General features: G+C 65.1%; 12 protein-coding genes. 1 reads left to right on the top strand and 11 read right to left on the bottom strand.

Annotation, left to right across the window (positions count from 1 at the left end):
• Positions 1-12: 12 nt before the first annotated feature.
• From AC2EAL_RS01530 to AC2EAL_RS01480, 11 genes are all read right to left on the bottom strand, one after another.
• Positions 13-390 (bottom strand): hypothetical protein, encoded by a 378-nt coding sequence (locus tag AC2EAL_RS01530; RefSeq protein ID WP_484722410.1) that lies wholly within the window; start codon positions 388-390, stop codon positions 13-15.
• A gap of 207 nt (positions 391-597) precedes the next feature.
• Positions 598-1809, bottom strand: a complete 1212-nt coding sequence (locus tag AC2EAL_RS01525; RefSeq protein WP_484722409.1) for an acetyl-CoA C-acetyltransferase — start codon at positions 1807-1809, stop codon at positions 598-600.
• Between the two features lie 11 nt (positions 1810-1820).
• Positions 1821-2444 carry a glutathione S-transferase family protein gene (locus AC2EAL_RS01520; protein WP_484722408.1) on the bottom strand — a complete coding sequence of 208 codons (624 nt, stop codon included), beginning with the start codon at positions 2442-2444 and terminating at the stop codon, positions 1821-1823.
• Between the two features lie 56 nt (positions 2445-2500).
• Complete coding sequence (locus AC2EAL_RS01515) at positions 2501-4273, bottom strand: acyl-CoA dehydrogenase C-terminal domain-containing protein (RefSeq protein ID WP_484722407.1); 1773 nt, start codon at positions 4271-4273, stop codon at positions 2501-2503.
• A gap of 53 nt (positions 4274-4326) precedes the next feature.
• Entirely contained in the window at positions 4327-4701 is a 375-nt protein-coding gene (locus tag AC2EAL_RS01510) for a MerR family transcriptional regulator (RefSeq protein WP_484722406.1), read from the bottom strand.
• Positions 4702-4941: 240 nt separating this feature from the next.
• Entirely contained in the window at positions 4942-6567 is a 1626-nt protein-coding gene (locus AC2EAL_RS01505) for a DUF4139 domain-containing protein (protein WP_484722405.1), read from the bottom strand.
• A gap of 102 nt (positions 6568-6669) precedes the next feature.
• Positions 6670-7497: an aldo/keto reductase gene (locus AC2EAL_RS01500; RefSeq protein WP_484722404.1), complete on the bottom strand. Its 828-nt coding sequence runs from the start codon at positions 7495-7497 to the stop codon at positions 6670-6672.
• 56 nt (positions 7498-7553) lie between these two features.
• Positions 7554-7988, bottom strand: a complete 435-nt coding sequence (locus tag AC2EAL_RS01495) for a hypothetical protein (RefSeq protein WP_484722403.1) — start codon at positions 7986-7988, stop codon at positions 7554-7556.
• A 36-nt stretch (positions 7989-8024) separates the two neighbouring features.
• Positions 8025-9047: an aspartate-semialdehyde dehydrogenase gene (locus AC2EAL_RS01490; protein ID WP_484722402.1), complete on the bottom strand. Its 1023-nt coding sequence runs from the start codon at positions 9045-9047 to the stop codon at positions 8025-8027.
• A 660-nt stretch (positions 9048-9707) separates the two neighbouring features.
• Complete coding sequence (locus AC2EAL_RS01485; RefSeq protein ID WP_484722401.1) at positions 9708-10877, bottom strand: MFS transporter; 1170 nt, start codon at positions 10875-10877, stop codon at positions 9708-9710.
• 13 nt (positions 10878-10890) lie between these two features.
• Positions 10891-12126 (bottom strand): MFS transporter, encoded by a 1236-nt coding sequence (locus AC2EAL_RS01480; protein ID WP_484722400.1) that lies wholly within the window; start codon positions 12124-12126, stop codon positions 10891-10893.
• Positions 12127-12347: 221 nt separating this feature from the next.
• Between AC2EAL_RS01480 and AC2EAL_RS01475 the strand changes: the two genes are divergently transcribed.
• Positions 12348-13958, top strand: a complete 1611-nt coding sequence (locus tag AC2EAL_RS01475; protein ID WP_484722399.1) for an alpha-amylase family glycosyl hydrolase — start codon at positions 12348-12350, stop codon at positions 13956-13958.
• Positions 13959-13970 lie beyond the last annotated feature (12 nt).

Genomic DNA, 13970 nt, shown 5'->3' with positions numbered 1-13970 from the left:
GGAATCCCGGCGTCAGGCGGACAGGGCAAACGCCTCGAACTGTCCGTTCAGTTCGGGCATCGACAGATGGGTATAGTTCAACATCTCGGTCCGCAGACCAAGCGGGCTTTGGCGGCAGTAGTAGACCGCCTGCGAGATGCGGGACGCCTCTGCCGGAAAGGCAAGTTCGTGCCAGTCGACCCAGATGCGGAACCGGCCTGACCGCGGCAGGTCGATCGCCGAGATCTTCGGGCGCAGCATCACCACGCCGCGCTCGACATAGGCCTTGCGCAGGTGATCGAAGATGCACCAGGCCTGCAGGGGCGAGGTGATGACCATCTGTCGGGGCCCCAGGAAGACCGGCAGCGGATAGTCGAAGTCCGCGATCAGCGTGTCGATCTGCCCGGACATGAGCAGCTCGCCTCGCCGCTGCAATTGTAACGTGACCTGCGAATAAAGCATGAATTCGGTTCCCAAAACGTTTTGGATACCGGTTCATCTTGGGAGAATCACCCTGCAGGCGACGTAGGATTGCGACAGTCGGATGCCGGAAAACGACATCAACGCGGGCATGCATTCCGTGCATGACGTTAACGTCAACTTTGTCGCATTTCTGCATCAGACCCGCTCGATGATCGTGGCCGCGCCCATGCCGCTGGCGATGCACAAAGTGGCCAGTCCCATCGCCTTGTCCTGCCGTTCCAGCTCGTCCAGAAGCGTCCCGATGATGATCGCGCCGGTCGCGCCCAAGGGGTGGCCCATCGCGATCGACCCGCCGTTCACGTTGACCAGCGCCGGGTCCACATCGAAGGCCTGCTGGAACCGCAGCACCACGGACGCGAAGGCCTCGTTCACCTCGAACAGCTCGATGTCGCTGATCTGTAGGCCCGAGTCCTTCAGGATCTTCTCGGTCGCCGGAACCGGGCCGGTCAGCATGATCGTCGGATCGGTCCCGATCTTCGCCGTCGCCCGAATGCAGGCGCGGGGCTTCAGACCATGCGCCTTGCCGAACTCTGCGCTGCCGATCAGCACGGCGGCGGCCCCGTCCACGATGCCACTGGAGTTGCCCGCATGGTGGATGTGGTTGATCTTCTCCAGATGCGGGTACTTCATCATCGCCACCTTGTCGAAGCCAGGCATCATCTCGCCCATCTCCTTGAAGGCCGGCTTCAGCGCCCCCAGCGCCTGCATGTCGGTGCCGGGGCGCATGTATTCATCGGTGGCCAGAATCGGCAGACCGTTCTGGTCCTTGATCGTCAGCACGGACTTTGCAAATCGTCCCTCGGCCCAGGCCACTGCCGCCCGGCGCTGCGATTCCATCGCCAGCGCATCGGCCTGGTCACGCGTGAACCCATACTCAGTGGCGATGATATCCGCCGAAATCCCCTGCGGCACGAAGTAGGTCTTCATCGCCAGGCCTGGGTCCACCGCAATCGCCGCCCCGTCGGACCCCATCGGCACGCGGCCCATCATCTCGACCCCGCCGGCGATATAGGCGTGGCCCGCGCCACCCTTCACCTGGTTCGCGGCCAGGTTCACCGCCTCCATTCCGCTGGCGCAGAACCGGTTGATCGCCAACCCCGGGATGCGTTCGTCAAGGTCCGATGCCAGCACCGCCGACCGCGCCAGGCAGCCGCCCTGTTCGCCGACCTGGGTGACGTTGCCCCAGATCACGTCTTCGACCACGTGGCCCTCCAGCCCGTTCCGCTCCTTCACCGCGTTCAGCACCTTGGCCGACAGCGCGACCGAGGTGAGTTCGTGCAAGGACCCGTCGGGACGGCCCTTGCCGCGGGGGGAACGGACGGCGTCGTAGATGTATGCGTCGGTCATCGGAGGTCTCCTTACGCGGGGAAAGCCCGCTGCATCAGGTCGTAGGGATGTTTCCAGCCGGGCAGGGCGGCGACGCGGTCAAGCCAGGCGTCGATATGGGGCCAGTCCTTGCGGTCGAAACCGTAGGGCTCGGGGTAGTAGAGGTAGCCGCAGCAGCTGAGGTCGGCGATGGTGACGGAGTCCCCCGCGACCCAGGTCCGGTTCGCAAGATGGTCGTTCAGCACCGTGTAGGCGGCTTTCAGGCGGCCCTGCAGGAACGGGATCACCGCCTCGGGGCGCTTTTCCGGAGGCAGGAAGTTCATCAGGAACCGCGTGGTGCCGATGGTGGTGGAAAGCTTGTGGTTGTCCCAGAAGAGCCAGCGCAGCACCTCGCGCCGTTCAGCGGCGGAACGGCCGCCCAGCTTGCCGGTCTTCGAGCTGATGTAGTCAAGGATCACCCCCGACTGCGTCAGCGTCAGGTCGCCGTCGACCAGAACCGGCACCTCGCCCATCTCGTTGATCTTCTTGAACTCCGGCGATCGCGCCTCGCCCTTGAAGAAGTCGACGAAGACCGGCTCCCACTCAAGGTCGGCCATTTCCAGCGCGAGTGCGCATTTGTAGGCGTTGCCGCTTTCGCCGAACGAATAAAGCTTCATCCCGTCCCTCCCGTGCATGTCGGACGGGCCTTGTGGCCCGCCCCTTGGGCGAGAGCCTAGAACGCCTCGGCGGTCAGCGCCATCACGGTATCGGCGCCGGACTCGATGCGCATCAGGTGCATCGCGCAAGCGGGAAGCTGGCGGGCCATGTAGAAGCGGCCGGTGGCGATCTTCGCCTCGTAGAAGTCGCGGTCCTGCGCGCCCTGATCCAGCGCCTCGTAGGCGGCTTTCGCCATCCGGGTCCACATCAGGCCCAGGCAGACATGGCCCATCATGTGCATGAAGTCATAGGACCCGGCCAGCGCGGCGTTGGGGTTCTTCATGCCGTTGTGCATGAAGAACATCCCCGCCTGCTGCAGCGCCTTGGACGCGGTCTTCAAGGGCTCGACGAAGCCCTTCATCCGTTCGTCGCCGTCATGCGACTTGCACTCGGCCTTCACCATCTCGAAGAACGCCATCACATGCTTGCCGCCATCGGTTGCAAGCTTCCGGCCCACCAGGTCCAGCGCCTGCACGCCGTTCGCGCCTTCGTAGATCATCGCGATCCGGGCATCGCGGGCGAACTGCGACATGCCCCATTCCTCGATATAGCCGTGCCCGCCATAGACCTGCTGGGCCTGCACCGCCATCTCGAAACCCTTGTCGGTCTGGAAACCCTTCAGGACCGGGGTCAGAAGTCCGATCAGCCCGTCCGCCGCCGCGTCGCCGTGATGAGCCCGGTCGATCAGCGTCGCGCCCCAGAAGGTCAGCGCCCGTGCGCCTTCGACAAAGCTCTTCTGCTCCATCAGGTTGCGGCGGATGTCGGGATGCACGATCAGCGGATCGGCGGGGCCGTTCGGGTTCTTCACCCCGGTCACGTCACGACCCTGCAGGCGGTCCTTCGCATAGGCCAGCGAGTTCTGGTAGGCGGCCTCGGCCACCGCATAACCCTGCAGCGCCACGCCAAGCCGGGCCTCGTTCATCATCGTGAACATGGCCCGCATGCCCTTGTGCAGGTCACCCAGAAGCCAGCCCGTCGCCCCGTCATAGTTCATGACGCAGGTGGCGTTGCCGTGGATGCCCATCTTCTCCTCGACCTTGCCGACGCTGACAGCATTGCGGTCGCCGAGCGAGCCATCCTCGTTCACCAGGAACTTCGGCACGATGAAGAGGCTGATCCCCTTCGTCCCCTCGCCACCACCCGGGGCCTTGGCAAGGACCAGATGGACGATGTTCGACGCCATGTCGTGGTCCCCGGCCGAGATGAAGATCTTCTGCCCGGTGATCTTGTAGCTGCCATCCGCCTGCGGTTCCGCCTTGGTGCGCAGAAGCCCGAGGTCGGTGCCGCAATGCGGCTCGGTCAGGTTCATCGTGCCGGTCCATTCGCAGGTCACCAGCTTCGGCAGCCACTTCGCCTTCTGCTCGTCCGTCCCGTGCACCAGGATCGCCGAATAGGCGCCATGGGTCAGGCCCTGGTACATGTTGAACGCCATGTTGGCCGAGACAAAGGTCTCGTTCACCGCGGTGTGCATCAGGTAGGGGAGCCCCTGCCCGCCGTATTCCGGGGCCGCGTCCAAGGACATCCAGCCGCCTTCGCGCAGCTTGTCGAAGGCCTGCTTGAACCCGGTCGGCGTCCGAACGACACCGTTTTCCAGCACGCAGCCTTCCTTGTCGCCCACGGCGTTCAGGGGGGTGAGGATGTCCTGAGCCACCTTGGCCGCCTCGTCGAAGACGGCTTCGGTAAAGCTGCGGTCAAGGTCGGAGTAGCCCGGGATATCGGCCTCGCTGATCTTCAGAAGATCGTGCAGCAGGAACTGCATGTCCTTCACGGGGGCGGTATAGCTGGGCATCTCTCACTCCTCTTCCCTGTTCATGCCGCGCCACGGGGGCGCGGGTCTTGTCGTCAGGCCGCGCGCTGCGGCACCAGGCCCTTGGCCTGCGCATCGGCCAGTTCGGCCTTCAGCTCGGCAATGGCCACGTCCAACTCGGCGCGCTGGGCCTCCATCTCGGCCAGGCGTTTCACCGCCAGGTCGTAGGCCTTCTGCCGCTGCGCGGTCAGGCCGCCGTCCCGGTCGTACAGGTCCAGCGTCTGCCGGATATCCTCCAGGCTGAAGCCGAACCGCTTGCCGCGCAGGATCAGCCCTAGCCGCGCCCGGTCGCGCCGGGTGAACAGCCGCTTGGTCCCGATGCGGATCGGGGTCAGCAGTTCCTTGGCCTCGTAGAACCGCAGGGTGCGCGGGGTCACGTCATAAGCCTCGCACATCTCGCGGATGGTCATCACATCAGTCGGTACGCTCGAATTCATCGGTCAACTCGTCATTTGGGAAGCATCTGCTGCGCCGGCAGATGCAAACCCTTCTACAAGATTACCAGAGCAGTTGACGTTAACGTCACTGTGACGTCACGTCAGATCGACGCCTGACGTGAAGTCAGCGTGCGGCGGGCAACTTTGGCGGGTGACGCAACGGCAAGGGCCGGGCGTTGCGGCCCGGCCCTTCGGTGTCCCGGACGGGACGGATCACTGCAGGATCATGCCCTCGGGCCAGGTCAGCACATGTTCCAGGGTGATCGTCTCCTTGCCCCCGGCGGGCAGATCGAACTCCCAGGCCAGGATGCCGCGCTGGCCCTCGACATCGGTCTCCGTGGGTGCGGGAGAGGCGCTCACCTCGATCTCCAGGTCGTCCTGCTCGCTGTATGGCACCTGGTCCAGGATGCGCATTGGCCAGCCTTCCGTCCCGGTATTCTCCACCGTGATTACCGCGCTTTCGCTCTGCTGGTTTGACGAGGTGAACACCCCCGTCTCGCCCCCCGCCCGCACCGGCATCTCGCGCTTGACCGTCAGCGTCTCGATCGCGCCGAAACCGATGTCGGTCTCCACCCCCGGAGCAATGACGTCCAGCCAGGTCGACCCGACCAGCACGCCTTCGCGGAACAGCATCGCCTGCCCGGGCAGCAGCGGTTCGGCGCTGGCATTGGTGAAACTGGCCATCACGAACGCCGTCTTGTCCAGCCGTGGGACGGCCACCGCTTCGACCACGGGCGCAAAGTCCAGGCTGTCCAGCGCCAGCCGCAGGTTCTCGGCCCCGGTGGCGACGGTGACGGCCTCGGGGTACTGATAGACGACCGTATCGCCTTCGATCGCTGCCCCAGCCGTGATCGCCGGCGCGGCGGATTCGGCGACCACCATGCCAAAGTCGGCCTCGCTGTCCGTGGATTTCCGCAGCGCCTCACCTGGCATGACTTCGGCGCCGATGCTGCGCAGTTCCGGCCAAAGCTGCGACGGTGCCGCCTGTTCCGTGGGCCGTGAGGACGACAGCGTCAACGCCACCCCGTCCCAGTCCTCGCCGGTATACTGGGTCACCAGGACCGACCGGTTCAACACCAGCTTGTCGCCATCCTTGCGCGTCAGGTTCAGGTCATAGACCGGCTGCCAGCTGGCATTGCCAACATATTGCGTGACGGTGACCGTCTGCTCCCCCGCAGTTTCGGCCGTCACCGCCACCGACAGCGCGGTGTAGTCCATGTCTGCCGAGGGTAGAGCATCATAGGCCGCTTGCGCCTTGGCCAGCGCCTCCTGCGCCTCGGTCACGGCTTTCTGGACGGCGGGTAGCTCGGCCTTCGCCGCCAAGGCTGACTGGCGGGCGGCCAGCGTTTCAGTCCGTACCATCACGCTCATCGCCTTGATGTCCATCGGCGTCGCCCCGTCCGGCAGCGCGCCGGTGAAGGACGACAGGAACCGCACTTGCGCCTCTGCCGCCTCGACCTTCGCCGCGACCGCCTCCAGCGCCAGCTGCGCCTGATCGGCAACGGCTTGCGCTGCCTCGACTTCGGCCTTCGCCGTCTGTTGCGCCTCGGTCAGCGGGTCCTCGCGCGGAGGCAGCCGGTCGTCGCGCAGGTTGAACGCTCCCACCTGCAACCCTTCTGAGGCGGCAAGCCGGATCATCCCCGGGTCGCTGTCATAGGGCAGGTCGGTGACCAGAAGCTCATGGCTTCCGGCAGCAGGCGCAGTGAAGGTCACCTCCCGCGTCAGCCGGGCACCGTCAGGGTAGACGGTCACGGCGGTGATCCGGCTCGTTGCCGCGATGGTGTCGGCGCAGGCGGGCAGGGCGGTCGAGGCAAGAAGGGCGGCAATCAGGACGCGCATCGGCGGGGCCTTTCGGTTGAAAATCCACTGTGACGGTAGGCCTTCGCCCGCAAGGCCAGCAAGGCCGGGAAACCCGTCCCAAGGATTTCCGCCCGGCCCGCGTCAATCCATGTTGAACTCTGACGGATCGGGCCCGCAACGCTTGCCTTCGTCCAAAGCGGCAATGGCGGCCATCTCCGCCTCGGTCAGGGCAAAGTCGAACAGGTCCAGATTCTCGCGCAGCCCCGCCTCCCGGGTGGACCGCGGGATGACCGAGGCGCCGATCTGCAGGTGCCAGCGCAGGATGACCTGGACCGGGGTCTTGCCGGTCCGCTGTGCGGCCGCCTGGATCGGGCCTGCGTCAAAGCTCCGCCCCTCGCCCAAAGGCGTCCAGCTTTGCGTGACAATGCCGTGCTTTGCGTGGAACGCCCGCAGCGCAGGCTGCTGCAGGCGCGGGTTGATCTCGACCTGGTTCAGGACGGGGGTGACGCCCGTCTCGCCGATGATCCGCTCCAGATGCGGCTCCTTGAAGTTCGACACGCCGATGGACAGCGCGCGGCCCTCCTCCCGCAGCCGGATCAGCGCGCGCCAGGTGTTAAGGTAAAGGTCCTTGGCCGGGCATGGCCAGTGGACGAGGAGGAGGTCGACATGGCTCAGACCCAACCGCTTGAGGCTGCCTTCGGCGGCGCGGATCGCCTTGTCGAACCCCTGCTCGCTGTTCCAGACCTTGGTCGTGACAAAGACCTGATCGCGCGAAAGGGCCGAGGCTCGGACGCCCTCGCCCTGACCCACTTCGTTGCCATAGACCGCCGCGCCGTCGACCAGCCGGTACCCCATGCGCAGGGCAGCGGCCGTTGTCTCGGCGGTCGTCGCGGCGGGAACCCGCCAGAGGCCAAAGCCCAGCTGCGGGATCTGGCGGCCGTCGGAAAGGGGAAGCATCGGCTGGGTCATCGCGGGTCTCCTGTGGGTGGGACAGGAAAGCCCGTGCGACGGGCAGGCGCAAGGGGTCAGGCGCGGGCGAGGGCCTGGGCGGCAATTCCCGGCTGCGGGTGGCCGGGGAAGCCCGTGCCGAAGCGGCGGACGAGCGCCATGTAGGGCGGCCCGACCTGGCTGGACTTGGCGAGTACTTCGCCCGTTGCGAGATCCGTCAGAACCAGCCCGCCGCCTGACGGAACATACCGAAGCCCGCGCTCCCGAAGTGCGATCTGAAGCTCTCCCCAGCTTTCCGAAACCGTCAGCGCTTCAGCGACGAGAAGCCGAAGGCGCACGAGGAGCCGCTCGTCGATGCCTTCGGCACTCCTCGCTTTGCGGCGGTCGCAGCGCTGGACTTCCAGCCGCACAAGATCGCGCAGCACTGCTCCCGGCGTCTCGTCCCGCGCCTTGCATAGCGCCAAGAAACGCGCCCAGAGGATGTCATCGCAATGAAAAAGGGTCTCGGCCATAAGCCAAGACCCTCGCAAATCAGGGTTAAGAAACCCTTAGCCCTTCTTCAGGACCTTGGACCCCAGCAGTTCCGCAATCTGCACCGCGTTCAGCGCCGCGCCCTTGCGCAGGTTGTCGGACACGCACCACAGGTTCAGCCCGTTCTCGATGGTCGAATCCTGCCGCACCCGGCTGACATAGGTCGCAAACTCGCCCACGCATTCGATGGGAGTGATGTAGCCACCCGGTTCCCGCTTATCGACCAGCATGACACCGGGCGCCTCGCGCAGGATGTCCTGCGCCTCCTGCCAGTCCAGGAACTCCTCGGTCTCGATATTGATCGCCTCGGAATGGCCCACGAACACCGGCACCCGGACGCAGGTCGCGGTGACCTTGATCTTCGGGTCGAGGATCTTCTTCGTCTCGGCCACCATCTTCCATTCTTCCTTGGTCTCGCCACTGTCCAGGAAGACGTCGATATGCGGGATCACGTTGAAGGCGATCTGCTTGGAGAACTTCTTCGCCGGAACCTCGTCGACCGGGTTGTAGATCGACTTGGTCTGGTTCCAGAGCTCGTCCATCCCTTCCTTCCCGGCGCCCGAGACGGACTGGTAGGTGCTGACCACGACGCGGGTGATCTTCGCCCGGTCATGCAGCGGCTTCAGCGCCACCACCATCTGCGCGGTCGAGCAGTTCGGGTTCGCGATGATGTTCTTGTTCTTGTAGGCGTGGATCGCGTCGGCGTTCACTTCCGGCACGATCAGCGGGATGTCCGGGTCGTAGCGGTAGAGCGACGAGTTGTCGATCACCACGCAGCCCGCCGCGGCGGCCTTCGGGGCATAGACCTTCGTCGCCTCGGACCCCACGGCAAAAAGCGCGATGTCCCAGCCAGTGAAGTCGAAAGTGTCCAAGTCCTTGGTCTTGATAGTCTTGTCGCCAAAGCTGACTTCAGTGCCGAGAGATTTGCGCGACGCCAGCGCAGCGATCTCATCGACCGGGAACTCGCGCTCGGCGAGGATGTTCAGCATTTCGCGGCCCACGTTGCCCGTGGCACCCGCGACGACGACCTTGTAGCCCATCGGGGTTCTCCTTTGTCCGTCCCAAAGGTGGGACGGGCGGCTGTTAGCCTAAGGTCCGCGCGGGGGGAAGCGGATTCGACGCCGGAACATTGCAACCTTTGGCTGGGAAGGCTTGGTCCTGGCTCCGATTGTCGAACGCGCCGGACATCCACAGGACTGATACGAGTTGCGCAAGAACAGAGGACATCCCAAAGTTGTTGAACCATCTCGTTGAGATCGAACCAACCGTTAGGCTTGGAAAAATGGAACACAGTCGAGTGCGGGTCGCATCGCTGCAAGAGACCTTCCGGAATGAGTATGAAGTATTCTGGGTAGAATCAGCGGATGAAGGATGGGCTGGATACGAACTCTATGAGCGAAGCGTTGAGCCAAGCACATGCGTTTGCAAGGTCATCTTCTGGGAAGCGGTCGGCCAGTATTTTGTTGAGCTCCCGAAGGGTGAACTCAAGGCGGAGTACGTGCTTAAGCTCTTGGTCGAGACATCGAAAAGGATAAATGTGTCAGTGTTTGGGTGCGAGCACCTACTCAAGACCCGATAATCTAATATCGAGTCTGATTGGGACATCGTTGGTCGCGCATTCCTGAACCCCAGAATCCTGACCGCCGCGGACACGGCAACCCGATCCCATGCCGTCCCCCCGCCCTGACCGGCGCCCCGCGTCAGTCCGTCCGGTCCTGTGACAGAAGGTAGACGGCCAGGCCCGCCGCCGTGACCAGCGCGAAGAACAGGAACACCGCCTCGAAAGGAGCGGCGGGGGTCACCGCTTCGGTCCCGGCATGGATGCGCCCCGTCACGATCTGCGCGATCCCGATGGGCGCGATGCCGAAGAGGTTCAAGAGCGTCACCCCCCGCCCCATCAGCTGCGGCGGAAAGAAGGCCCGGCCATGCGCGATGACCATCGGAAAGCTTGCCCCGAAGAACCCCGCCGCCACCAGCAGCGCGGTCGCCACGGCGGCAGGGGCAGCTGCGAACCACCACAGCCCCACCAGGCAGGCCACCGTCAGCACATTGCCCCAGAAGATCACCCATTTCCGCGTGCCGAGCCAGCGGTCCAGCGGCCCATAAGCAAAGTTGCCCGCGACCATCGCCAAGCCCATCCACAGTCCGACCTGCCCGATGGCGCGCTGGTCCGCCCCATGCACATCCGAGAAATACGGCCCGACCCACAGCCCCCGGATCCCCGCGATGGGCATGTAGCAGACCACCATCATCGCCAGGATCGGCCAGATCGCCGGAATGCGCAAAAGGTCCATCAGCGACCCGTCCCGCGCCGTCTGCAGCCGCTCCGGATCGCGGACCAGCACCAGGATCGCCAGCGCCACAGCAGCGGTCACCGCCGCCAGACCCAGCACCGTCTCGCGCCAGCCGAAGGCATCCACCGCCGCCGACAAGGGCAGCGAAGACGCCACGTTGCCCAGCGACCCTACACCGATAGTGATCCCGGCCAAGGTCCCGAAGACCGCAGGCGAAAACTGCCGCGCAAAGATGAAATAGCTCGCCATCAGCACCGGCGCGCAGCCCACCCCGATCAGCGCCATCGCCAGCTTGATCTCGAAGGCCCCGGTCGCGTGGCTGAACAGCAGCGCCCCGCCCGCCCCCACGGCCATCAGCACCCCTGCCGTCAGGCGCGGGCCGACCCGGTCCAACGCCGACCCGATCGGGATCTGCATCGACGCAAAGGCCAGGAACCACCAGCCCGAGGCCGAGGCAAGGTCCGCCGCCGTCACCCCCAGATCCCGGGTCAGCACAGGCGCCAGCACCGCAAGGAAGGCGCGGTAGAACTGACTGAAGACATAGGCAAGCAGGAGGGCGGCGATACCGGCTTTCACGTGCGGGTCTTTCTCAGGCCGGTTGCGCGATGATCGCGCGTTCCCGGATCGGCAGGTGGACCAGTGCGCTGAACGCCCCCACGCCGACCCCGATCCACCAGACCAAAGTGTAGTCGCCGCTCAGGTCATACATCCTGCCCCCCAACCACACCCCCAGGAACCCGCCGATCTGGTGGCTCAGGAACACCACACCGTACAAAGTCCCCATATAGCGGATGCCGTAGATATGCGCGACCAATCCGCTCGTCAGCGGCACCGTCGCCAGCCACAGCGCCCCCATGACGGCTGAAAAGATCAGCACGGAAACCGGCGTGATCGGCAACAGGATGAACACCGCCGCCGCGATGGTCCGCCCGACATAGATGCCGAACAAGAGGTACTTCTTGGTATACCGCTTCCCCAGCCACCCCGCCGTCAGCGTCCCTGCGATGTTGAAAAGGCCGATCACCGCGATGGATACGGCGCCAAGCGCCGAGGTCGTGGTGATCCCCAGCCCCGCCAGCACACCGCCTGCGTCGATGGGCGAGCAGAGCTCGGTCACGAAGGCCGGGAAATGCGCGGTGATGAACGCGAGTTGATAGCCGCAGGAAAAGAACCCCAGGAAGATCAGCGTATAGGACGGGTCCTTGAACGCCCGGACCAGCACGGTCCCCAGGCTCTCCTCCAGCTCCTGCTTGGACGCCAGTTGTGGGCTTCTCAGGAACGGCAACGCCGCCAGCGTCGCCAGGATCACCACGGCAAAGATGATGAACACCGTCTGCCAGCTGTAGGACTGTAGCAGGAACTCGGCCGTCGGCGCGCCGAAGACCTGCCCGGCCGAGCCCGCCGCCGTGGCGATGCCCAAAGCCATCGACCGGTTCTCGGGGCTGGAGGCCCGGCCCACGATGGCCAGGATCACCCCGAACCCGGTCCCCGCGATGCCAAAGCCCACCAGGATCGCCAGCAGCTGATGCTGCCCCGGCGTCACGGCAAAGGCACTGGTCACCAGCCCCGCCGCATACAAAAGCGCCCCCGCGATGATCGCCTTGCGGTCGCCAAAGCGTTCCGCGAGCGCCCCGAACAGCGGCTGTCCGATCCCCCAGGCCAGGTTCTGGATCGCGATGGCCAATGAGAAATCGGCGCGCAGCCAGCCGAACTCGGACGCAATCGGGATCTGGAACACCCCGAAACTGGCCCGGATCGCGAACGAGATCATCAGGATCACGCAGCCGGCGATCAGGACAGGGGTTATCAGGGGGGCTTTGGTCATGCGCTGACGCTCCGGGTAAGGCGCGCAACCTGCGCCCGGTCCCTGCAACGGTCAACCGGGATATTGTCACCGTTACAGCCTATTCCCTGTGCAGCGTCGTGGCCGATGTGCCGCAACGCGCCGGATTCTGCTCTGCAAACAGGCATCCCAAACGCTTTGGACTTTTGCCCCGCCCCGACCGCCGCTATGGCGCAGGGATATCCGAACATCTGGGGGTGGGAATGTCCGACTGGTGGCGTGGCGCCGTGACCTATCAGGTCTATCCCCGGTCCTTCCAGGATTCGAACGGCGACGGCGTCGGCGACCTGCCCGGCATCACCCGCAGGCTCGACCACTTGGCGGCGCTCGGGGTCGATGCTGTCTGGCTGTCCCCGTTCTTCAAAAGCCCGATGAAGGACATGGGCTATGACGTCTCCGACTACTGCGACGTCGACCCGGTCTTCGGCACGCTGGCCGATTTCGACGCGATGGTCGCCCGCGCGCATGAACTGGGCCTCAAGGTCATCATCGACCAGGTCCTCAGCCACACCTCGGACCAGCACCCGTTCTTCGCCGAAAGCCGCAAGGACCGGCTGAACCCGAAGGCCGACTGGTACGTCTGGGCCGACCCGAAACACGACGGCTCTCCGCCCAGCAACTGGATCTCGGTCTTCGGCGGCTCGGTCTGGCAGTGGGACGCGCGCCGCAAGCAGTACTACCTGCACAACTTCCTGACCTCGCAACCCGACCTCAACTACCACAACCCGGACGTCCAGGACTGGGCCCTTGAGGCTATGCGCTTCTGGCTGGAACGGGGCGTCGACGGCTTCCGCTTCGACACCGTCAACTACTTCTTCCACGACCCCCTCTTCCGCGACAATCCAGCCGACTACCGCGTCAAGGCCGAGCCCGAGGCCAACCCCTACGGGATGCAGTACCACATCTTCTCGAAGAACCAGCCCGAGAACCTGATGTGGATGGAACGCATCCGCACCCTCCTTGACGAATACGGCGCGGCGAGCGTGGGAGAGATGGGCGAAGCCCACCACGCGATCCGCATGATGGGCGAATACACCGCGCCCGGGCGGCTGCATCAGTGCTACTCGTTCGAGCTGATGGGGTATGACTATTCCGCCGCCTTCTTTCGTGACCGGATCGAGGGTTTCTTCAAGGGCGCCCCTGACGGCTGGCCGATGTGGGCTTTCTCCAACCACGACGTCGTCCGCCATGCCACCCGCTGGGCCAAGCACGGCGAAAGCGTCGAGGCGGTGGCCAAGCAGGCCGGTTCGCTCCTCCTCGCCTTCGAAGGCTCGATCTGCCTCTGGCAGGGTGAGGAGCTGGGCCAGACCGACACGCCCTTGGACTTCGAGGAACTGACCGATCCCCAGGGCATCAACTTCTGGCCCGAACCTATCGGCCGCGACAACACCCGCACGCCGATGGTCTGGGACGCCTCACCCAACGCGGGCTTTTCGACGGCCAAGCCCTGGCTCCCGGTCAAGCCCGAACAGGCCGCCCGCAATGTCGCCTCGCAAGAGGGCGCGCAGGGGTCAGTGCTGGAACATTACCGGGCTGCCTTGGCCTTCCGCAAAGGCTCCGAGGCGCTGAGGGCGGGCAGGACCCGCTTCCTGGACCTTCGCGAGCCCGTGCTGGGCTTCATCCGCGGCGAAGGCGAAGGGGCGCTTCTCTGTCTCTTCAACCTCTCGCCCGTGGCGCTGTCGGTCACCGTGTCCGGCGTGGGCGCGCCCACCGGCCCCTCGCTCCGCGCTCTCCTGCAGGGCGACCGCCTGACCCTCGGCCCCAACGCCGCCGCCTTCCTGCCGGTCAGCGGCACGGTGTCGGTTCAGGACTGACCCAGGCGTAAG

The sequence above is a fragment of the Tabrizicola sp. T74 genome, assembly GCF_057219935.1.
The sequence above is the reverse complement of the archived record's forward strand: the minus strand, read 5'-3'. Positions and strand labels throughout refer to the sequence as shown.

Bases quoted from the DNA above. Each gene is read 5' to 3' on its own strand.
- AC2EAL_RS01530 (WP_484722410.1), bottom strand. From the start codon at position 390: ATGTCCGGGCAGATCGACACGCTGATCGCGGACTTCGACTATCCGCTG.
- AC2EAL_RS01525 (WP_484722409.1), bottom strand. From the start codon at position 1,809: ATGACCGACGCATACATCTACGACGCCGTCCGTTCCCCCCGCGGCAAG.
- AC2EAL_RS01520 (WP_484722408.1), bottom strand. From the start codon at position 2,444: ATGAAGCTTTATTCGTTCGGCGAAAGCGGCAACGCCTACAAATGCGCA.
- AC2EAL_RS01515 (WP_484722407.1), bottom strand. From the start codon at position 4,273: ATGCCCAGCTATACCGCCCCCGTGAAGGACATGCAGTTCCTGCTGCAC.
- AC2EAL_RS01510 (WP_484722406.1), bottom strand. From the start codon at position 4,701: ATGACCATCCGCGAGATGTGCGAGGCTTATGACGTGACCCCGCGCACC.
- AC2EAL_RS01505 (WP_484722405.1), bottom strand. From the start codon at position 6,567: ATGCGCGTCCTGATTGCCGCCCTTCTTGCCTCGACCGCCCTGCCCGCC.
- AC2EAL_RS01500 (WP_484722404.1), bottom strand. From the start codon at position 7,497: ATGACCCAGCCGATGCTTCCCCTTTCCGACGGCCGCCAGATCCCGCAG.
- AC2EAL_RS01495 (WP_484722403.1), bottom strand. From the start codon at position 7,988: ATGGCCGAGACCCTTTTTCATTGCGATGACATCCTCTGGGCGCGTTTC.
- AC2EAL_RS01490 (WP_484722402.1), bottom strand. From the start codon at position 9,047: ATGGGCTACAAGGTCGTCGTCGCGGGTGCCACGGGCAACGTGGGCCGC.
- AC2EAL_RS01480 (WP_484722400.1), bottom strand. From the start codon at position 12,126: ATGACCAAAGCCCCCCTGATAACCCCTGTCCTGATCGCCGGCTGCGTG.
- AC2EAL_RS01475 (WP_484722399.1), top strand. From the start codon at position 12,348: ATGTCCGACTGGTGGCGTGGCGCCGTGACCTATCAGGTCTATCCCCGG.